The sequence below is a fragment of the Geminocystis sp. genome (genome assembly GCF_041753295.1).
Lineage (GTDB): Bacteria > Cyanobacteriota > Cyanobacteriia > Cyanobacteriales > Cyanobacteriaceae > Geminocystis.
In genome coordinates this window covers 14,971-34,902 of sequence record NZ_JBGSUU010000047.1, presented here as the reverse complement: position 1 = coordinate 34,902, position 19,932 = coordinate 14,971, and the positions used below count along the sequence as shown (strand labels likewise).

Below are 19,932 nucleotides of genomic sequence, written 5' to 3'. Positions count from 1 at the left end.
TGGCTTTTCCAATATTATAAGGTCATTTTTAGAACTATTTTTTATGATTACCAAATATTCTATAGTTATTACTGATCGCCTCAAATAACGATATTTCGTTATTGCACATTATTGATAATTTGTAAAGCGCGTAACTTCTATAATATAACGATCTTCATTTTTTGAGTGATCTGGATCATAAAAATCAACATATAGTGGATCATCAAAAACAGTTTGAGCTTCTTCAAATGAAATACCATGTTTTGATAAATTTAATTTTGCTTTTTGTTGATCCCATTCAAATTTCATACATAAAGGCAAATAATAATAAACTTATTATCAATGATCGTACCTCAAAACTCTCCAAAAGATCGATCGCCTTTCTAAAATTCACTACACTACTCGTAGTGACTCCACATCCGATATATTTTAATCAATTTTTCTTTTTCAATGACTTCATAAACTAACCGATGTTGCTTATAATTTCAATTAATTTCAATGTTTTTTGTTTCAATCCACTAGAAGATAAATTTTTCGCATCTTTCTGTGCTTGTGTCATAAAAATTATCTTATACATTACCAATCTAATTCATCTAAGGTAACACTATTTTCAATTGGTTCTTTTCTAGCTTTTTTGATGCTTTCAACCATTCCTGAGAGGGATCTTAAATAGTCATCATCACTAACATACTCAGATTCTTCTAAAATCCTTAATTCATTCTCTGAAAAATGCTTCAAAAGAGTCATAAATTGCTCATTGATGCGATCGTTTATTTGCAGGGTAATTGTTTTCATCTCACTCAATATTATTCGGTTATTCCTCAAATCATCATTGTATCTCAATAGGAAGGGAAGGTTTCGCACTCTCAACTCCCCCACAAAAACGATGCCAAAGGCACAGCGCAGGTGACCGCAATTATAAATTAAGAGATTTTTTAAGAGCTAAATTTACCTTTTCAATTAATTCTAATGATAAAACCCCTAATTTTCTTTGAAAAACAACTTCATTAACTGTTGCTATTTTATCCGCTCTGATTAATGAACTTTTCTTAAGTCCAGTTTCTTTAAACTTAGCATCTTGATCAGAAACCAGAACCCAAGTTTCTCGTAAATTTTCATTAGGTATTTTTGAGAATATTCCTACAATAATGGTTTCTTCTCGATGGATAGCAATAACTAAAGCGGGTCTAAGTTTATTACCAGTTAAATCACTAAAAGGAAAAGAAACTAGCCAAATTTCATTAATTTTCGGCTTCATTGTTATAAATATTTTCTTCTGGATCATTCCACTCTTGAAAACCTGTTTCTGCTAGTTTCATAAAATCTTTGGTTTCAATAGTTTCCGTAATTTCATTAATTAATTGATTAATTTCTTCTACAGGTAATTGTAGAATCATTGATTTTATTTTTTCCTTTGTCACCATAACAATTTACCTTAAATGAAGATAATACATAACATTATAATTCATAAAAAGCGATCGCACCTCCCACTTACTAAAAATCGATCGCATCTCCAAACTTTCCTAATAAAAAGCGTTCAGATAACTATCTTAATGACCAAGTACAATCAGGATTACTAGGAACACACTTATTGTGTAGCCTCAATACAGTTCCATGTTGTGCTCCATCCCATGCATTAATTGCCAAACTAGGATCTTTATCACTAACAAACATTCCATTTTTGTATGTCCATGTGCAATCGGGATTACTAGGATTACAGTCTTTGTGTAATCTCAAAACAGTTCCATGTTGAGCTCCATCCCATGCATTAATTGCAAGACTTGTATTTTTATTGCTCAAAATCATTTTAGGTTGATTTGAAGAAGTTTGTAAACTAGGAATACTCAAAGAAATAGTTAATCTGCTACTATTAAAATTTCCATTAATTCCACCAACATTAGAATTAATAAAACTACTTACTTGATTCTGATCAACTCCCAATTGATTAGCGGCTGTATTTGCTCCATATTTCACCAACATTTCTTGAAGGTTTAAACCATTAAAACGAGATAATTGTTCATCTAACAAATTCTTGACGTTTTTCCGAACCTCCAAATAATGGATGACTTCGTCTATAATTACCCCATACCAAGCAGAAGAATTAACATTTGGTCTTCCATTTGTAGATACTCTCAACTGTCCATTGACAACACTAAGATTAAAATCTTGATGGAAGTTTCCTTGTTCATTAACCCAAGGTGTATGACTCCAGTTCCCAGTTAATGGATTTTTTGTAATTCTTTCCCTAACAGAAATCCTCCAATTACCTGAAACTCTAACACCTCTATTTGTGAGAGTTGCTCTCATATTAACCAATCTAACTTTCTGAAATTCTGTACTTTTTATTTCACCTTCATTAGCTCGTAAAACTTCAGATAACCCTGCTTGAATTAAAGCCGCAGGAATTTCTACTGTTAAAGTACTATCTTTAAAATTAGCACTTGGCGAAAAATTAGGGATTGTAATAGCTATAGCATTATTATTTTTTATTTTAATAGAAGGGATTTCAATCATATTTGCTGACATTAAGCCCGTGATTAATCCCAAAATATTTAAAAACTTTGATACTTTCATAAATCACCTTTAAAAGTTTGTAATCTAATAATTTTTAATCTAAATATGAGAGTTTGCTCTCTCATTGGAAATGGTAGATGTTAGGTTTTGCTATGTTAACCCAACCTATAAGTGATCGTCCTCCAAATCTTTATAAAGCTTGATCGCACCTTCAAACTTTGCTAATAAAAAGCGTTCATATAATTATCTTAATGACCAAGTACAATCAGGATTACTAGGAACACAACTATTGTGAAGACGCAAGACAGTTCCATGTTGTGCACCTTCCCATGCATTAATTACTAAACTTGGATTTCTATCACTAACAAACATTCCATTTCTGTATGTCCATGTGCAGTCGGGATTACTAGAAACACACTTATTGTTTAGTCTCAAAACAGTTCCATGTTGAGCTCCATCCCATGCATTAATTGCTAAACTCGGATTTTTGTCACTGAGAAGCATTCCATTTCTGTATGTCCATGTGCAATCAGGATTACTAGAAACACACTTATTGTTTAGTCTCAAAACAGTTCCATGTTGAGCTCCATCCCATGCATTAATTGCAAGACTTGTATTTTTATTGCTCAAAATCATTTTTCCTGAAGATTGAGGTTTAAAATTTCGTTGCGTACAATCAAGAGATTGACACTCAGCAGAATTTTCATGCACGCAATTACCTGTAAAATCAAGGAAACCGCAATGATCAGCCAATGTTTTAGGTTGATTTGAAAAGGAGAAAACTAAACTTCCTGCTAAGATTCCAAAAAAGGAAATTGAGATTCTTAACTGATTTTTCATGAATTAAATCCTCTTAAGTAGTTATTTCAAGAGTAAATAAACTTTGACGGATTTTAAAGCGGAAAAGATCGGAACTTTTTGGAACTTTTTTGATAAAATTACAATCTAAGAATACAAAACAATTCCCAATAATGATTAATTCTTTTGAAAGTAATGAATATCCCTGAAATGTTAGAATTTATTGATGAGGTGATGGAAGACAAAACGGGTAAAGTTCTCACTGATTTACAACGATCAATTTTAGAGGGAACATTGAAGGGAGAAAAATATTCTGACATTGGCGATAAAAATGGTTTCACAGAAGGTCATGTGAGGGATGTGGGTTATCAGTTGTTACAATTACTCTCAAATATTTTCGACAAACCTCTTCATAAGCGAAATTTAAAGCAGTTTTTAGAAACGCAAAATAATATAAGTAACAGTGTATTTAGTTTTGGAAAGAAAAGCAAAATAAATTATTCAAATGTTTGTAGAGAAAAAAAAGCGATTTTAGACAATAAAAAATCATCGCAATATCAGTTTCAATTAGGGATAGTAAAAAAGTTAAAAAATAAAGGGTTAAGTGATCGAACTTTCAACTCCCTTCAAAAAAGCGATGCCAAAGGCACGCTGCGCGCACACACCATCACACTCTCAACTTCCCAGAAAAAGGATCGCACATCTAACTCCCCTACACTCCCAAACTATCAAAAGGATTAAGTAATTTTAATTCAGTAATCCAACTAAAATCATCAACATTTCTAGTAACTACAGTTAAATCATAAATCTTCGCTGTACCTGCAATAATAGCGTCTCCTAAAGACATTCTTCTAATTTGTTTTAGTCTCACTGCTTGATCAATTACAGCTTGAGAAATTGGTAAAATTTGAGAAGCATTAAAAAATTCCTCAAAATAGGTTTTATCTTCATCAGTTAATTGATGATAACCTAATACTTCCAGATAAGAAAGAGCAGATATATAAGGAGAATTATTAGTAATAAATTCCCTTAAAAATTCATTTTCTTGCTGTGCAGCATAAATGATAATATTGCTATCAAGTAACATATTTTAATCACGATTAGGAAGGAGACGATCTTGACGTGTTTCTTGTTGCCATTTTTGCGGGTTAATATTAGCAAAAATATTATTTTTAGAGATTTTACTTAAGGCTTCTGCCATTTTTTGACCATTAGATTTAGTTTGATTTATTGTTATTTCTTCTAAGAAAGTAACATAGACATTTACAGAAGTATCTAGTTCTATTTTGGGAGTTTCATCAAGCCATTGAATAGAATTGTTTTTCAAAATAGCGTTAAAAGTTTTTAACATAGTCTGACTTTTACTTGTTAATAATTGGTTAATCCTAAAATTACTATACTATTATATATACTTTACAATATTAAAAAGCGATGGGCACGCTGCACGCACTGTAAACTCCCTTTAAAAAAGCGATCGCTATTATTCTAGATCAAGAAAATCAAATTTTATTGAAGATTGTGAACTATGACGAACATAAAGAATATAAACTATATCCTCTATAATCGTGAAAATAATACGGTATTTATTCCTTGATTTTCCATACATAAGCTGTCTTATTTCTTCAGGAAAATATTCATTTTCTCTTGCTCTAGTACAACGTCTAGGTTTATCTTGTAAAGTAGCAATCGTATCCATTAAATCTCTAAACCATTGATCAGCATAAGCTGGATTAACATTTTTTAACCAAAGATAAGTAGATTCTATTTCCACTTTAGCATTACGGGTTAATTTAGCTTGAAATTCCATGTTTTTCCTGCATTTCTTGGATAAATTGATTTAGAGATTGTGTTTCACCTTTCGCAATATCTTCTAATCCTTTTCTTATCCCAATAATTGTTTCTAAATGTTCGATAGAATCAAGTAATTTTTGATAAGAAACAGCATCTTGTACTACTAATTCTGCCTTTCCATTAACTGTTAAAATTACTGGATTACCAGTTTGTTTCATTTGGGTTATCAATTCGTTGGTATTACGCTTAAAAGTTGAGAGAGATTGAATATCCTGACTTAAGTTAATCATAGTTCTCTATAGTACACTAAATTAGCATTTAATTTAATGTTAGCCTAAAATTAGAAAAAGTGCTATCTACATCCTCCAATTCTGGAGGTAAGAACAAAACAACTCCCCCAGACTTGGGGTTGGAGGGCTAAAAAAACTATTTTTGTGTTAATTATAATTTTTAATAGTAGGGGATTTATTCCTTTTTTGTTTGATTATTATTTTCTAATTAATTGTTTTAGGCGACTACTTTCTAACTCTAAAATACGACGAGAAAACTCTTGATCTTCTTCTAAAATATCATCAAAACTATCTATTGCGATCGCTAAAATTTTTGTAGGAGTTGTTTTAGCAATAATTTTTCCTGCTTGTTTTTCGTGGGATAAAACTTCTAATTCATCAAGAATTTGTCCGGGCAATAAACTAGAAATAATAGGGGTATCATTTTCTCGTGGTAAAAGAATTTCTACTCTTCCTTCTATTAGTAATAATAATTCACGACAGGTATCACCTTCATCAGAAATAATCTCTTCAGTTTGATAATTTTTTAGATAAGATAATTCGGCTAATTCTATTAAAGTATTGCTATGAATCCCGTCAAAAAAGTTTGCATTGCCTAGGTAAATAATTTTTTCTAAAGTAACAAAATTAGACAAATTTAAACTATCATAGTTAGCTAAATTTTGAGCAGTTTCTTTGACTAAAAAATGATTTTTATTACTCAGTAAATTTTTAGCTTCTTCTTGAGCAATTTTCAAATTAATTTGTGCCAAAATATATAAAGTAATTGCTTGAGTAATAGGATTAGATTCTAATAATAAACCTTGTAAATGACCAATAATTGTGTTTTCGTCAATATCTAAGGCACAACTAACAATATTATTAGTAGGTTGCTTCAATAAAGATAAAATATTTTCTTGTAATCTAACGTACCAATTAGAATTAAAATTGTTTAAAACTTCAGATAAAACACTGGGAGAAAGATTAACTAATTTTTGAGCAATTTCCTGAGAAATAGTTAAATCTTCACAATTTTCAATAATTTCTAATAATCCTCTCACTAAAAGACGTTTTTTCTGTCTAACAGTTTTCCTTAATAAGTTTAAAATTTCTCCTTGAGGTAAAAAACGAGGTTGATTAAGAGCATGATAACGTTCAATTAATTGCTCTAGTTGTGATAAAATATGTTCTGCTCGTGCCATGATTCCTGATTCTGGGTGTAAACCATGTAAAATTTCTTCCTCTTCTTGATAAGTAATAGAATATTCTTGACGTAGTTTGCGTATATCCTGAGAATTATCCTGTAAAAGTTCATCAAGAGAAGCCTTTTGTTGTAAAGATAGCATTCTTTCTAAGGCTTTACGATAACCTGTTAAGCGTACAGAATTTTCGAGAGAATGTAGTTTAGAAGGATCAAGTAAGGAGGGATCTTCTACACCTAATTCTGTTAAAATTGTGCGGTGTTCATCATCAGTAACATTTAATTCTGATCGTAATTGTTCTAAAACTTCTAAACTGCTAACAGTGTTAACATAACCTTCCTGTAAAGATTCTTTTAAAACACCTTTATAGACTTCTTGACGCTTATCTTTAGTAAATCCGGGCAATACTTTTGCTAATACATAAACCTCATCGGTATTGAGATTTTCGAGAGATTTTCCTTCTAAAAAACGACTAATATTTAAACCTAATTTACTTAATTGTTTTCTCAAACGAGTAGCTAAACTTTCTTTGGAATATATTTCAGGACTTCTAGCCCATGTTTGATATACCCAAATTGAACTTAAGAAAACTAAAGTAAAATCCCAAATATATTGAACTTTTATCGGTAATAAAGTTAACCATGATCTCCCCGCAAAAATAAAGAAAAAGTCAAAAATTATAAAGGTTAAAATAGTAAATATTCGATGTCTAATTAATTCTGGTGAAATCTTATTTTTATATTTATTTTGATAAAATTTTTCGATATTTTTTCCTAAATAATAACTTCCTATAGTAAATAATCCTAAAGTCAGAGGAACTGCTATGATTTTAGGTATAGAAATTGCTTGATTAAAAATATAAAATCCGGGACGTAAAAGAGTATTTAACTGATTTTTTTCATAAGCCCAAATACCAGAAAAATAGTAATCCCAATTACCAGAATATAAATAATAATAAAGAAAATAACCAATAACTAAACCAAAATAACCATAATATAATAATTGGCGATCGCTTTGATTTATATTATCCCAATAACTTCTTTCGGAGTCAATATCAATACAAGGACTTTGACAAGCAATACAGGCACTTTTTTCTTGATTATCTTCAATAATTCTACACATAGATTGAGTAATTTTATCATCTGTAATGTGAGCTTTACTGGTAAATAATCCTTTAGGTTCACCATAAATTTTTTGCACGGGAGACATGGGGCAAAAATAATTACACCAAGATTTTCCACCGTAAAAATAACCTACAAAAATAGCTGAAAAAATAGTAAATAATAACCAAATAGCTAAAGCTAATCTATCGGCATTAATAAAAAGAATACGACAACATAAACCGAAAAAAAACCACCCCATTTGTACATATAAATAATTGCGTCCTAACCATGAATTTTTATCAACTCTAGGTATCTCAAAACGGACTGAACCATTAGTGCTAACCCGTTTAATTTTACGTTGCCAATTTAAAGCTCTAGGAATTTGAGAAAGGAAAGATAAAGGGCAAATTCTACGCCATAATTCATGACCAAAAATAAGGAGAATAAAAATAGCACTAGGGACAATTATTCCCCAAAAAATAGGAGCTCCTAAATAATAAGCATTTTTTTCTAAACAATTACCTTGAACTTGTATACAAGTATCTAAATTAACTTTTAATGGACTAGCTAAATTATCAGGAGAAGTTAATAAAGGAGAAATAGGATCATAAAATAAAGATAAAATGATCAAAAACCACGCAATTGTTAATGTCCACCTAACAGAGTGCATGGTTTTTTCTGGAGTTTTATTAAACATAAAAATTGTTATATTAAAATTATAAAAGATGAAAAATATGTATTAAATATAAAATAATAAATTTATTAATTGTTAATTGTTAATTATTAATTATTTAAGCGACATCATCATGCGCAAAACGATTATAGAGGAAATCTAAAGCATAATTACGCAAATCATAATAAGCTGGATCTTCCATAATACGCTCTCTATCACGAGGACGAGGAAAAGGTATATTTAACACTTCCCCAATAGTAGCAGAAGGTCCGTTAGTCATCATCACCAGTCTATCAGCTAAAAATAAGGCTTCATCAATATCGTGGGTAATCATTAAAACATTACAACGATATTCATTCCAAATATTAAGTAATTCTTCTTGTAACTCTTCTTTAGTAATTGGATCTAATGCCCCAAAAGGTTCATCTAAAATGAGTACTTCAGGGCGAATAGCTAAAGCACGGGCGATGGAAGTACGTTGTTTCATGCCTCCAGAAATTTGAGGGGGTTTTTTGTCGGCGGCTTCGGTTAAACCAACTAAGGCTAAATGATCTCTAACGATGGCTCTTTTTTCGGCTTCCTTTTTCTCAGGATATACCGAATCAATGGCTAGATATACGTTTTCAAATACCGTTAACCAAGGTAAAAGGGCGTAGTTTTGGAATACTACCATGCGATCGGGACCTGGTTTTATAATGGGTTTACCTTTTAATTGTACTGATCCTGAAGTAGGTTGAGCGAAGCCTGAAACCATATTTAAAAGGGTGGATTTACCGCAACCAGAATGACCAATTACACAGATAAATTCCCCTTGATTGATGTTTAAATTAACGTCTTTAAGGACGGTGTAACCACCTGTGGGGGTAGGATAAACTTTAGAAACGTTATCGATGGTTAAAAATGAGTCCTGATATAGTTGTTTTTCCATTTTTTGTGCGAATTTTTTAGTTGATATTTGCATTATTTTTTCTCCTGTTTTGTTGTTTCACCCAAAGGCGCAAAGACGCAAAGGTGTTTGTTTTTATTTTCGGGTAATGGGTAAAGTTAAAAGTTAGGCGGTAACTAGGATACGGGAGTTAAGGGGAATTTCCGCCATGGTGACATTACGCTTAATTTTCAGATGGTTTAAATAACCGATGGGATCTTCACCGTCAAAAGGTATATTATCAAAGAGTTTAATGGCTTCTCGGCGATATTTTAAGTCGCTTAACCCTAATTCACGACAAGCGGTGCTAAAGACACCTACTCGACATACTCTTTCTAAAATTTCTACCCAATTACGAGGGAAAGGAATATCTCCCCATCGTGCCATTTGCGTCATCATCCATAAATGTTCTGTACGACTTGGGCGATTCATACCATCTCCATAAAACCGATGATGAGCATATTCGACAGATTTTTCTAAATTACAACTATAGGAATTTGGATCGCCTAGTTGAATGTAATCAATATTCGTACTTAAATATTTGCGATCGCTTAAAATCTTGCGTATTTCCTCTTGATTATGAGGATTAGCACAATATTGACAGGCTTCTAAAAGGGCTTTTACAAGAGCTATATGACTGTTAGGATAGGCGTTAGCCCAATCTTCCCTTACTCCTAAAACTTTGCCGGGGTGTCCATTCCATACCTCTAAATCTGTGGCTACGGTGAAGCCAAAACCTTCCATAGCTGCGCGTAAATTCCAAGGTTCGCCAACACAGTAACCATCAATACTACCTGCTTTTAAATCGGCGATCATTTGCGCTGGAGGAATAGTCTGTAAGTGTACATCTTGATCGGGATCAATGCCTTCGGCGGCTAACCAATATCGGAGTAAAATATTGTGCATAGATGATGGATGTACCATGCCAAAAGTATGATTTTCTTCCACAGATTCCAGTAACATTCTTTTAAGATGATGGCCGTCATGAACTCCCATGTCATAAAATTTCTTAGCAAGGGTGACACCGTTACCATTACGAGTCATTGTCAACGCACTTACCACGGGTAAAGGTTCATCTTGATTACCACCAACGGTTAACCAAGTGGGCATTCCTGCAGGCATTTGAGCTGCATCTAAGTAACCTCCAGCGATGCCATCAACAATTCCTCGCCAACTGGTTTCTCTGACTACATTAACTTCATCTAAGCCATGTTTGACAAAAAACCCTTTTTCTTTAGCTATTACTAAAGGAGCACAAGCCGTTAAAGGTACAAAACCGATTTCTAAATTAACTTTTTCTAAACCGTGACGGGAGATAACTCCTTGTTTTTGAGCTCTGATTTTTTTGATTCTTTTTTGTTGGTTTAAAAAGTAAATAATTTCGCTTCTTAAACTGTAATAACTAGGGTGATTTACGACTTCCATTCTTTGACGAGGACGAGGTATATCTACTTCTAAAATACCCCCAATTTTTGACCCTGGCCCATTAGTTAACATGACGATTTTATCTGATAATAATACCGCTTCATCCACATCATGAGTTACCATTACCGCAGTAATTTGATAGCGATCGCAGATCTGCATTAACTGTTCTTGTAAATTGCCTCTGGTTAAGGCATCTAAAGCTCCAAAAGGCTCATCTAATAAAAGTAATTTGGGACGAATAGATAAAGCGCGGCCAATGGCAACTCGTTGTCTCATACCGCCAGATAACTGATTAGGCAACTTATCAACGGCATGACGTAAACCAACTAAATCGATATGTTCTTCAATGATTTGATCTCGCTCAGATTGTGAAAAAGTACTCATAACTTGATCGACAGCTAAAGCGATATTTTGACGAACCGTTAACCAAGGCAAAAGACAATAACTTTGAAAAATAACCATCCTTTCAGGTCCTGGTTTTTGAATTTTTTGCCCTTCTAAAGTTACAATTCCTTCCGAGGGTAAATCTAAACCAGCGATCATATTTAAGAGAGTGGACTTACCACAACCAGAGTGACCAATTAGAGAAATAAATTCACCTTTTTTGATTTCTAAATTAATGCCTTTTAGGGCTAAATATTCACCGCCACCAGTGAGAGGAAATACTTTTTCAATGTTATCAACCGCAACAAAAACAGACATAAATTTTACTCCTTAAAATACTTAAAAATTATTAATTATTTGTAGTTAGGGCTTTAGGCATTTTCTCTTCTTTAAATACTTGCTATAAAAGCTTTTTTCTAGTTATAAAGAACTTACTAAGAAAATTATTCACGGACAATTTGAGATTGAATCCAAGCCATTAATTTGTCTAAAATTAAACCAATTGAACCGATATAAATTAGTGCTAAAATAATGTCACTAATATAATTATTTTGGTAAGAATCCCAGATAAAAAACCCGATTCCAACAATACCAGACATAACAATTTCTGCCGCAATAATTGCTAACCAAGCTAAACCAATGGCAATTCTTAAACCAGTAAAAATGTAAGGTAAAGCAGAAGGAATTAAAATTTTAAAGAAGAATTTTTTATTAGAAAGTTGTAAAACTTGTTGAACATTAATATAGTCTTGTGGTATTTGTTGAACACCTACTACAGTATTAAGTAAAATAGGCCAAACTGCGGTAATAAAAATAACGAATAATGCAGCAGGTTGATTTTGCTGTAATGCTGCAAGGGCAATGGGTACCCATGCTAAAGGAGGAACAGTTCTTAAGAATTGAAAGAGGGGATCTAATGCCTTATTTAAGAAAGGATTTAAACCAACTAAAATGCCACCTCCAATACCAACAATTGCCGCAAAAGAATAGCCGATTAAAACTCTTTGTAAACTAGCCATGGCCTGCCAAAATAAACCAACATCAGTACCACCACGATCAAAAAATGGGTACATTAAATAAATGCGAGTTCGTTCATTAGTAATAAGAGAAATTGGCCCCGGTAATTTAACTAATCCAATACTAGAAAATAATTGCCAAATGATCAAAAAACCTAAAATTCCTAAAATAGGGGGTAAAATATTTTTGCCATTTTTCTTCCAAAATTTAGTAAAAAAATTACTACTATTTCTTGATGTGTTTATACTGGTTGCCATGATATTAATTTCCTCTTTTTTAAACTTAATTATTAATAATTTAAAAAGTCTTTTTTGAGACTATGATTTCTAATTTGTGCTTATAAAAATTGATAGAAAAGCTGATTACTAAAGGCTAAATATTTTTAATAGTTAAACTATCTAAATAAGCCTTGGGATTTTCTGGATTAAATTCTTTACCGTCAAAAAATTTCTCAACTCCTCTTGATGTACTTGTAGGAATATCAGCATCTGGAATACCTGCTTCTTTTGCCGCTTCTTTCCAAATATCCTCACGATTTACTTTATCAATCAAGGCTTTAGCTGTATCTAAATAACTTGCGGGTAAAAATCCCCATCGCACACTTTCAGTTAAAAACCATAAATCTAAGCTCTTGTAAGGATAAGAAACGCTACCTTTATCGGTTTTCCAATACTGTACCGCCATTTTGTAATCATCTATATCGGGTTGCCCGTCACCCATTTTATATTTACCCATTAACGCTGGTTTGAGTACGGTAGCTGGTACATTAAAATAGTTTGCCCCAGACAATATTTGTGCTAATTCTGCTCGATTACTTTGGGTATCACACCATTGTTGAGCTTCCATCACTGCTTTTAATACAGCTTTAGTCGCTTTGGGGTTTTTATCCACCCAATCGGCACGAATAGCAAGATATTCTTCAGGATGATTAGCCCATATTTGAGCAGTTAAAGCGGACATAAAACCAATATCATCAGCAACGATACGGGTAGGCCAAGGATCGCCTGTACTAAATCCTTCCATTGAACCTGTCTTCATATTAGCTACGGTTTGGGCAGCAGGTACAGTCATTAAATTTACATCTGTATCAGGATTAATACCTCCAGCGGCTAACCAGTAACGAATCCAAAAATCTTGATTGACTTTGGGAAAGGTAAAAGCGGCTCGGAATGGTTTTCCTGATTGTTTTAAGCCCACTATATAATCTTTGGCTTTAGTCATGTCTAAGGTGATATTTTTACCTTCTTGAGCTTTGGCGATGGCAATTCCATTGCCTTGGGTGTTCAACATTGCCAAAACATACATGGGTATTTTGACGTTATTCTTGGTAATTAATCCCTCAGAAATAAGGTAAGGCATGGGCATTTGCCATTGTCCTCCATCTATACCACCACCAGCCGAACCAATTTCAACGTTATCTCTTGCTGAGCCCCAGTTAGCTTGTTTAGCGATTTCTACCTCATTCATGCCATATTTGGCAAAAAATCCTTTTTCTTTAGCCACGATTAACGGTGCAGCTTCAAAAATCGGAGCGAATCCTAACTGTATAGTAGGAGTTTCGGGAGTAGTTTCTGGTGTTAAGGTTACGGGTGTAACTTCTGTACTTGATATACTGCTTGTTGTCTCTGGTGGATTACCTAAACATCCTTTAAGGAAAACTGCCGTAATAGCAGAAGTTCCAGTGGTAACTAAAAATTGACGACGAGAAACACTTGACATAGAATTACTCCATTATTCATAACCGTGAGTCTATGATTATTGTTTTATTTATTCGTTAAAGTCTATACATATATTAATAAAATATCCTTGAAAAAACTATAATCTGACTTGATTATTTTATATATTTAACATAAGTAAAAATTATCCAATATTAATTTCCCTTATCAAATACTTTCTAATAGATCTTGTATCAGATCAAAAATACTTAATAAGCAAAAGTCAAAAAATCAATTTTAGTATAGTTTGAGTCAATTTTAATCCCTTTGTCCTTTGCTCCTTGCTATGCACCCTACCATCATCAGTTAATTTTTAACAGGTGTAAGATCTGAGTTCTGAATATATGGTAAACTTAAATTATTTTCTAGCTGATTATTAATTAATTGTTGATAAAATTCTGTCACTAATTCAGGATTAATTTGTTGTAAAGAAGTTAATAAATTATAGCTATTTTCTAATAATTTACTTACATCAATATCAAAATAATCAGGCTCATATTCTCGCAATTTTTTACTCCCTTCTCCTAACAAAATAACAGCCCCTCGCCAATTACTATTACTAAGATGGTAACAACCTACTGCTATTTGTAAAATTCCTTGATAAAATGTCTTATCAGGTTCAACAGAATCTAGCCAAATTTCTTCTAAAGTATCATGACAAGCATAAAATTTTTGTTGGTTAAATTCTTCTATGCCTCGCATAAAAAGTTCATTCATACTAATAGTTAATAATTAATTATATTTTGTCTTAAAATGATTAATAAATGGCGAAATTGGTTAAAATCTCAACATTTTGGAAAACGAGCTATTTCCACTCGTTATGCTTTAATAGAAGCTTGTTTAATCGGTATTTTCTCGGCATTAGCAGCACTTTTATTAAAACAAGGTATTAATTTATTAGGTAGTTATCGCTTACAATTAGTTGATCGTTGGAGTGCGATCGCTATCTTACCATTATTTGGCTTAATTTTTGGAGGATTAGCTGGGTTTTTAGTAGAAAATGTATCCCCAACGGCAGCAGGAGGAGGCATTCCTCAAGTAAAAGCCGCCTTAGCTAGATACAAAATACCCCTATCTTTACGAGTAGCGGTAGTTAAGATTATAGGCACAATTCTGGTTTTAGGCTCTGGTTTAACTTTAGGGCGCAGAGCGCCAACTGTCCATATAGGAGCGGCTTTAGCGGGGGAATTAACCCGTTTTGTACCGACTTCTCCCGAACATCGAAGACAAATGATAGCAGCAGGAGCGGCTGCAGGATTAGCTGCAGGGTTTAATACCCCCATCGCTGGGGTGATGTTTGTGGTAGAAGAGTTGATGAGAGATATTTCTAACTTAACCCTTGAAACAGCTATTGTCGCCTCATTTACTGGCGCGGTGGTGTCATTAATTTTACAATCTCCTAACTTAAACTTACCTGAAAGTATTATATCCATTGAGAATCTTACTTTTTCTCCCTCTGATATTCCTTTTTATCTACTGTTAGGTATTCTCGCAGGAATTTTAGGAGCAATTTTTAACCGTAGTGTCTTATTCAGTGTTAAATGGAATGATAAACTAAAAATACCCTTATCTGTGCGTATTGGGGTAGCTGGGTTAATTTCTGGCTTAATTATCGCCTTTTTACCGCCTTTTTTTCGGGATAACGCCGGATTAAAAGATTTTGTGATTCGTGGAGAATTAAGTTGGCAACAAACCGCTTTAGCATTTTTAGCCCATTATATCTTAACAATTCTAGCGGCAGGATCTGGCGCACCGGGAGGATTATTTGCCCCAGCATTGATTATGGGCTCAGCTTTAGGTTATTTAGTGGGAGATTTTGAAGGCTATATTTCAGGTGGTGAAAGGATTTCAACTTTTGCTTTAGTGGGTATGGGGGCATTATTTACAGGAGTTGTCAGAGTTCCCATTACTGCCATTATGATTGTATTCGAGTTGAATGCTAATTTTAATTTAGTATTACCTTTGATGATTACTTGTGCGGTGGCTTATATTAGTGCCGAAACCTTTGAAAATGGCTCAGTATATCAACATTTATTGCGCAGTATGGGCATTGAATTAGAAAAGGAAGATAACAATACTCAAAACAATTTTTTAACTCATTTAACTGCTGCTGATGTGATGGAATCTCAGGTAGAAACCGTTACTCCTAATTTATCCATATCGGAATTATTGGAATTGATGACGACATCTCATCATCGAGGTTTTCCTGTTGTCGAAAATGGTGACATTGTGGGTATTATTACTCAATCAGATTTAGTCAAAGCAGAGACTTTTAATCCAGAGATTACCATTGATGAGATTATGACAAGAAATCCTATCACCGTCAAAAAAAATGTTCCTCTCAGTGATGTGTTATATCTTCTTAATCGTTATCAATTATCCCGTTTACCCGTTTTACACGATAATCGTTTAGTGGGAATTATCACTCGTACTGATATTATTCGAGTAGAAGTCAATGAGTTAAAAGCCGATGTCTTGACGAAATCTCAACCAGCTTACACTATTTATAAAACCCGTTCACCAGCCACAGGAAAAGGACGTATATTAGTGCCAATAGAAGAAGATGACGATTTTAAAGCCTTATCAAAAATAGCTCTATCCATTGCTCGTTATTATCAATATGAGATAGAATTTGTACAGGTGATAAAAGTAGCTAAACATCAAAATCCCAGTACCGTTAAAGTGGATAAAAAAAATGCTCGTCATCTCATGCAAAATTTAGAGACAATGGGCAGGAAAGCGAAAATATCTGTACATACAAGCATAGTAGTAGGACATTATCGCAGTCAAATAATTTTAGACATCCTCAAACAACGACACATTAACTTATTAGTGATGGGATGGAAACAGAATTTTTATGGACAAGAATTCGTCTTTTCCCAATTAATTGACAGTTTAATTAATAAGGCAACTTGTGAATTAATTTTAATTAGACTAGGTAAAAATAAGCAGTTTTATCCTTATAATATAAACCCTATTGGTAGTTGTTTAATACCTACTGCTGGAGGTCCAAATGCAGAAGAAGGTTTAAAATTATTACCTGCTTTTTTAGATATTTATAAAGAAGGAAAATTACCTCCAGTTTGGCTAACAAAAGTCTATCCGCCAGAGGCAAAAAACTTTGATAGTGAACTACTTTTAGCAACTACGAAAAAATTGCAAAATTTACTCAATACCGAAGTACAATCATTAACTGTTTGTTCAAATTCTGTGGTATCAGCTATTATTCAATTAGCGGAAATACAAAAATCTGAGTTAGTCATTTTAGGAGCATCTCGTGATAGTTTATTAAAACAAGCGTGGTATGGCAATATACCTGAATCTATAACATCTAAACTAGATACAACAGTAATTATTATTCGTCTTCCTTCTTTTGAATAGAAAAGAATTTCATTGATAAAAGTTACCAATTTGAACACAAGGAATACCTCAATTCAATGCACATACCGCAGATTAAAGTTTAATTAGGTTTAATTTTTAAATAAATAGTCTTACTAATAACATTATATTTTAGATAAAAAATTGTCAAATAGATATTTATATAACTAAAAATATTTAATAGTCACCAGTTTTAATTCAAGATTAGATAACGTAAAAAAAAGTATATAAAAATAATTATTTAATTTCTTATTTTGTTATTGATAAATCTAGTCTTTTTTGAGATTCTACTAAGGCTTGTTTAGGTGTTTTTTCCCCTAATAAAGAAGATTCGATTGCCCGTCCTAAGTTTTCGGAAATAGCTGGATAATCAGCAACTATAGGACGAGATTTAGCTACTTTCATCTGATCTAAAAATACTTGAATAACAGGATTTTCTTGAATAAATTTTTGATATTCAGAACTTTGTTGAGCTTGAATATTAATAGGTAAATAACCAGTTTTTAATGCCCATTGAGTTTGAAATTCTTTACTTAAAATAAACTCTAAAAATTTTAAAGTAGCTTCTTCTCGTTGGGGATTAGTTTTAAAAACAAATAGATTTTCTCCTCCTAAAACTGCCGCACTTTGATTAATAATAGGTATGGGAAAAACATTATAATCAATGCCAGATTGTTTTAATTGTGCTAAAGTCCAAGGGCCAGTAACTTGCATTGCAACTTTACCATTAATAAAATTATCTAACTCATAACCTCGATCTGGTGCAGATAAAATAGCACTTTTTTCTTTAACTAAATCTACTCCTAATTGTAAGGCTTTTTCTGTTCCTTCACTAACTAAATTAACTTGATTATTTTGGATTATTTCACCATTAGCACTGAAAATAAAAGGCAACCATACAAATACAGTAAATTCACCTTTTCCTGATGAAAATAAAGCACCATTTTGATCAATTTTACCATCATTATTAGTATCAATAGTCAATTTTTTAGCAACTTCTCTAAACTCATCCCAAGTTTTTGGAGTATCTTTTATTCCCGCTTTTTCAAATAAACTAGGGCGATAAAACATAGCGGCATTATTAGTGGCAAAAGGCACAGAATAAATATTATTATCTAACTCCATTGTAGGCAACATAGCAGGATCAATTTCTGCTTTTATTTCTGAATTATTCCACCATTCTTGTAAAGGTTTTAAGGCTTGTAATTCTACTAATTTACCTGTTAATTGCGGTACATACCAAAGCACATCAGGAGGTTGATTTCCAGCTACTGCAGCGATAATTTTCGGTAATTGTTCATCGGGTTGCCCGACATATAAAGCCTCAACTTTTATCTTCGGATTTTCTGCATTAAATTGAGTTAATAATTCGTTAAAAATTTCTCTATTTTCAGGAGGATTAATACCATGCCAAAAAGTAATTTTAATCACATCATTATTAGTTGAAGAGTCAGAATTTAAACCACTATTTTGACAACCACTAATAAATAGCAAACTAACAATACAAATAAAACTAATAGACTTAACAAAAAATTGACGGCGATAAAATAAAGAAAAGCCAGAAAACATAATTACAATAATATTTTTTACTATTATATTCTACTATTAAAAGAAAAAAAACTCCAAATTTCACTAATGTTATTTATCCAAGAGTAACTATACTCGATAAAATAGAAGGATAACAAACTTATTTGAAATTTATTAATCTCTTGATATTTTTACCTACTAAAACCATAAATACCACTAATCCGCTTTTTATCTATTTACCCGGCATGGATGGCAGTGGTAAACTTCTTAAAAGTCAAACTCAAATTTGGCAAAATTTTGATGTCCGTTGTTTAGCAATTCCCCCTCATTATGGTATCGAATGGCAAGAATTAACTCAACAATTAATTACTTTAATTCAACAACAATTAAAACTTAATAATAACAGAGAAATTTATCTATGTGGTGAATCTTTTGGCGGTTGTTTAGCACTAAAATTAATGGAAAAAATGCCTAATTTCTTCACAAAAGTAATTTTAGTTAACCCAGCTTCGTCATTCCATCAACGCCCTTGGTTAAATTTTGGTACTTATATTACACAAATCATGCCAGATTTTATTTATCGAAATTCAACCTTATTATTATTACCTTTTTTAGCAAAAATAGAAGCCTTAACGATGAAAGAACGTCAACGATTACTCAACGTAATGACTTTATTACCTCCAAATATTGTCTCATGGCGCATAAATTTGTTAGAAAAATTTGCTATAAATCAACACAAATTAAAACAATATGAAAAAGAAGTTCTAATTATTGCAGGAGGAGAAGATAAATTATTACCTTCGGTAGAAGAAGCAACAAGATTAAAAAGTATTTTTTCTCAGGCAAAAATAAGTATTCTTACTCATAGTGGTCATTGTTGTTTATTGGAAAAAAATGTTGATTTATGCAAAATTATAACAGAATCTTAACAATTAAATTTTAGGAATAAATATTTATTTTTTTCTTTTATAGTAAGGGATTCAGAGATTTTTCTTGATAATTAGAGCTACTTTTTTTGATTTTATTTTTTAAAAATTAATTAGAATATAAAGTTTTGTAAATTTACCTTCCCTTTTACAAAAAACCTTGTTATCTTATAAATATAGAAGCAAGTTAAAGGCTTCTTTCGATAGACCAAACAGCTGGTATAAATCCTAATTTTAAAAGTGAGGTGAAAAGGCTGAAAAAGATACGCAATATCTGTCTTTCGATGACCGAAACAGCAGTTAATT

19 protein-coding genes and 1 pseudogene are annotated in these 19,932 nt (G+C 32.3%); 3 read left to right on the top strand and 17 right to left on the bottom strand.

Annotation, left to right across the window (positions count from 1 at the left end):
• Window positions 1-138: 138 nt before the first annotated feature.
• The 6 genes and pseudogenes from ACEW8E_RS04790 to ACEW8E_RS04765 form a co-directional block, all read right to left on the bottom strand.
• Window positions 139-288 (bottom strand): annotated as a pseudogene (locus ACEW8E_RS04790) (BrnT family toxin); the annotation flags it as partial.
• Window positions 289-555: 267 nt separating this feature from the next.
• Window positions 556-774 carry a hypothetical protein gene (locus tag ACEW8E_RS04785; RefSeq protein WP_373479201.1) on the bottom strand — a complete coding sequence of 73 codons (219 nt, stop codon included), beginning with the start codon at window positions 772-774 and terminating at the stop codon, window positions 556-558.
• Window positions 775-895: 121 nt separating this feature from the next.
• Window positions 896-1,237 (bottom strand): type II toxin-antitoxin system PemK/MazF family toxin, encoded by a 342-nt coding sequence (locus ACEW8E_RS04780; RefSeq protein ID WP_373479200.1) that lies wholly within the window; start codon window positions 1,235-1,237, stop codon window positions 896-898.
• On the bottom strand, window positions 1,221-1,376 hold the full coding sequence (locus tag ACEW8E_RS04775; RefSeq protein ID WP_373479199.1) for a hypothetical protein: 156 nt from the start codon (window positions 1,374-1,376) through the stop codon (window positions 1,221-1,223). The genes ACEW8E_RS04780 and ACEW8E_RS04775 overlap by 17 nt, the downstream gene beginning before the upstream one ends.
• Before the next feature lie 148 nt (window positions 1,377-1,524).
• Complete coding sequence (locus ACEW8E_RS04770; RefSeq protein ID WP_373479198.1) at window positions 1,525-2,553, bottom strand: hypothetical protein; 1,029 nt, start codon at window positions 2,551-2,553, stop codon at window positions 1,525-1,527.
• Window positions 2,554-2,736: 183 nt separating this feature from the next.
• Complete coding sequence (locus ACEW8E_RS04765) at window positions 2,737-3,333, bottom strand: hypothetical protein (RefSeq protein WP_373479197.1); 597 nt, start codon at window positions 3,331-3,333, stop codon at window positions 2,737-2,739.
• A 153-nt stretch (window positions 3,334-3,486) separates the two neighbouring features.
• Between ACEW8E_RS04765 and ACEW8E_RS04760 the strand changes: the two genes are divergently transcribed.
• A complete protein-coding gene (locus ACEW8E_RS04760) occupies window positions 3,487-4,032 on the top strand; it encodes a hypothetical protein (protein ID WP_373479196.1) in 546 nt (181 codons plus the stop codon).
• Here the strand turns inward: ACEW8E_RS04760 and ACEW8E_RS04755 are convergent.
• The 10 genes from ACEW8E_RS04755 to ACEW8E_RS04710 form a co-directional block, all read right to left on the bottom strand.
• Complete coding sequence (locus ACEW8E_RS04755) at window positions 4,004-4,378, bottom strand: type II toxin-antitoxin system VapC family toxin (RefSeq protein ID WP_373479195.1); 375 nt, start codon at window positions 4,376-4,378, stop codon at window positions 4,004-4,006. The two genes, ACEW8E_RS04760 and ACEW8E_RS04755, sit on opposite strands and share 29 nt — an antisense overlap.
• Window positions 4,379-4,381: 3 nt before the next feature.
• Window positions 4,382-4,642: a hypothetical protein gene (locus ACEW8E_RS04750; protein WP_373479194.1), complete on the bottom strand. Its 261-nt coding sequence runs from the start codon at window positions 4,640-4,642 to the stop codon at window positions 4,382-4,384.
• 129 nt (window positions 4,643-4,771) lie between these two features.
• Entirely contained in the window at window positions 4,772-5,098 is a 327-nt protein-coding gene (locus ACEW8E_RS04745) for a type II toxin-antitoxin system RelE/ParE family toxin (RefSeq protein ID WP_373479193.1), read from the bottom strand.
• Window positions 5,082-5,372: a type II toxin-antitoxin system Phd/YefM family antitoxin gene (locus ACEW8E_RS04740; RefSeq protein WP_373479192.1), complete on the bottom strand. Its 291-nt coding sequence runs from the start codon at window positions 5,370-5,372 to the stop codon at window positions 5,082-5,084. The genes ACEW8E_RS04745 and ACEW8E_RS04740 overlap by 17 nt, the downstream gene beginning before the upstream one ends.
• Window positions 5,373-5,569: 197 nt before the next feature.
• Window positions 5,570-8,353, bottom strand: coding sequence for a cyclic nucleotide-binding domain-containing protein (locus ACEW8E_RS04735; RefSeq protein ID WP_373479191.1), 2,784 nt, complete (start codon window positions 8,351-8,353; stop codon window positions 5,570-5,572).
• Window positions 8,354-8,447: 94 nt separating this feature from the next.
• The gene (locus tag ACEW8E_RS04730) at window positions 8,448-9,257 is read right to left on the bottom strand and encodes a nitrate ABC transporter ATP-binding protein (protein ID WP_373479203.1); all 810 of its coding nucleotides are present in this window, start codon (window positions 9,255-9,257) and stop codon (window positions 8,448-8,450) included.
• Window positions 9,258-9,380: 123 nt separating this feature from the next.
• Window positions 9,381-11,381 (bottom strand): nitrate ABC transporter ATP-binding protein, encoded by a 2,001-nt coding sequence (locus tag ACEW8E_RS04725; RefSeq protein ID WP_373479190.1) that lies wholly within the window; start codon window positions 11,379-11,381, stop codon window positions 9,381-9,383.
• 125 nt (window positions 11,382-11,506) lie between these two features.
• Complete coding sequence (ntrB, locus tag ACEW8E_RS04720; protein ID WP_373479189.1) at window positions 11,507-12,337, bottom strand: nitrate ABC transporter permease; 831 nt, start codon at window positions 12,335-12,337, stop codon at window positions 11,507-11,509.
• Window positions 12,338-12,452: 115 nt separating this feature from the next.
• A complete protein-coding gene (locus ACEW8E_RS04715) occupies window positions 12,453-13,799 on the bottom strand; it encodes a CmpA/NrtA family ABC transporter substrate-binding protein (protein WP_373479188.1) in 1,347 nt (448 codons plus the stop codon).
• 302 nt (window positions 13,800-14,101) lie between these two features.
• Window positions 14,102-14,512, bottom strand: coding sequence for a DUF309 domain-containing protein (locus ACEW8E_RS04710; RefSeq protein ID WP_373479187.1), 411 nt, complete (start codon window positions 14,510-14,512; stop codon window positions 14,102-14,104).
• A gap of 36 nt (window positions 14,513-14,548) precedes the next feature.
• On the opposite strand from ACEW8E_RS04710, the gene ACEW8E_RS04705 reads away from it, so the two are divergent.
• Window positions 14,549-17,176, top strand: a complete 2,628-nt coding sequence (locus ACEW8E_RS04705) for a chloride channel protein (protein WP_373479186.1) — start codon at window positions 14,549-14,551, stop codon at window positions 17,174-17,176.
• Between the two features lie 246 nt (window positions 17,177-17,422).
• Here the strand turns inward: ACEW8E_RS04705 and ACEW8E_RS04700 are convergent, their stop codons facing one another.
• On the bottom strand, window positions 17,423-18,742 hold the full coding sequence (locus tag ACEW8E_RS04700) for an ABC transporter substrate-binding protein (protein WP_373479185.1): 1,320 nt from the start codon (window positions 18,740-18,742) through the stop codon (window positions 17,423-17,425).
• Between the two features lie 140 nt (window positions 18,743-18,882).
• Here ACEW8E_RS04700 and ACEW8E_RS04695 point away from each other — a divergent pair, with 140 nt between their 5' ends.
• The gene (locus ACEW8E_RS04695; protein ID WP_373479184.1) at window positions 18,883-19,629 is read left to right on the top strand and encodes an alpha/beta fold hydrolase; all 747 of its coding nucleotides are present in this window, start codon (window positions 18,883-18,885) and stop codon (window positions 19,627-19,629) included.
• Window positions 19,630-19,932 lie beyond the last annotated feature (303 nt).

Coding starts and splice junctions, on each gene's coding strand:
- ACEW8E_RS04710 (WP_373479187.1), bottom strand. CDS start 14,512: ATGAATGAACTTTTTATGCGAGGCATAGAAGAATTTAACCAACAAAAA.
- ACEW8E_RS04735 (WP_373479191.1), bottom strand. CDS start 8,353: ATGTTTAATAAAACTCCAGAAAAAACCATGCACTCTGTTAGGTGGACA.
- ACEW8E_RS04730 (WP_373479203.1), bottom strand. CDS start 9,257: ATGGAAAAACAACTATATCAGGACTCATTTTTAACCATCGATAACGTT.
- ACEW8E_RS04755 (WP_373479195.1), bottom strand. CDS start 4,378: ATGTTACTTGATAGCAATATTATCATTTATGCTGCACAGCAAGAAAAT.
- ACEW8E_RS04775 (WP_373479199.1), bottom strand. CDS start 1,376: ATGATTCTACAATTACCTGTAGAAGAAATTAATCAATTAATTAATGAA.
- ACEW8E_RS04760 (WP_373479196.1), top strand. CDS start 3,487: ATGAATATCCCTGAAATGTTAGAATTTATTGATGAGGTGATGGAAGAC.
- ACEW8E_RS04765 (WP_373479197.1), bottom strand. CDS start 3,333: ATGAAAAATCAGTTAAGAATCTCAATTTCCTTTTTTGGAATCTTAGCA.
- ACEW8E_RS04785 (WP_373479201.1), bottom strand. CDS start 774: ATGAAAACAATTACCCTGCAAATAAACGATCGCATCAATGAGCAATTT.
- ntrB (WP_373479189.1), bottom strand. CDS start 12,337: ATGGCAACCAGTATAAACACATCAAGAAATAGTAGTAATTTTTTTACT.
- ACEW8E_RS04715 (WP_373479188.1), bottom strand. CDS start 13,799: ATGTCAAGTGTTTCTCGTCGTCAATTTTTAGTTACCACTGGAACTTCT.
- ACEW8E_RS04770 (WP_373479198.1), bottom strand. CDS start 2,553: ATGAAAGTATCAAAGTTTTTAAATATTTTGGGATTAATCACGGGCTTA.
- ACEW8E_RS04700 (WP_373479185.1), bottom strand. CDS start 18,742: ATGTTTTCTGGCTTTTCTTTATTTTATCGCCGTCAATTTTTTGTTAAG.
- ACEW8E_RS04705 (WP_373479186.1), top strand. CDS start 14,549: ATGATTAATAAATGGCGAAATTGGTTAAAATCTCAACATTTTGGAAAA.
- ACEW8E_RS04725 (WP_373479190.1), bottom strand. CDS start 11,381: ATGTCTGTTTTTGTTGCGGTTGATAACATTGAAAAAGTATTTCCTCTC.
- ACEW8E_RS04740 (WP_373479192.1), bottom strand. CDS start 5,372: ATGATTAACTTAAGTCAGGATATTCAATCTCTCTCAACTTTTAAGCGT.
- ACEW8E_RS04745 (WP_373479193.1), bottom strand. CDS start 5,098: ATGGAATTTCAAGCTAAATTAACCCGTAATGCTAAAGTGGAAATAGAA.
- ACEW8E_RS04750 (WP_373479194.1), bottom strand. CDS start 4,642: ATGTTAAAAACTTTTAACGCTATTTTGAAAAACAATTCTATTCAATGG.
- ACEW8E_RS04780 (WP_373479200.1), bottom strand. CDS start 1,237: ATGAAGCCGAAAATTAATGAAATTTGGCTAGTTTCTTTTCCTTTTAGT.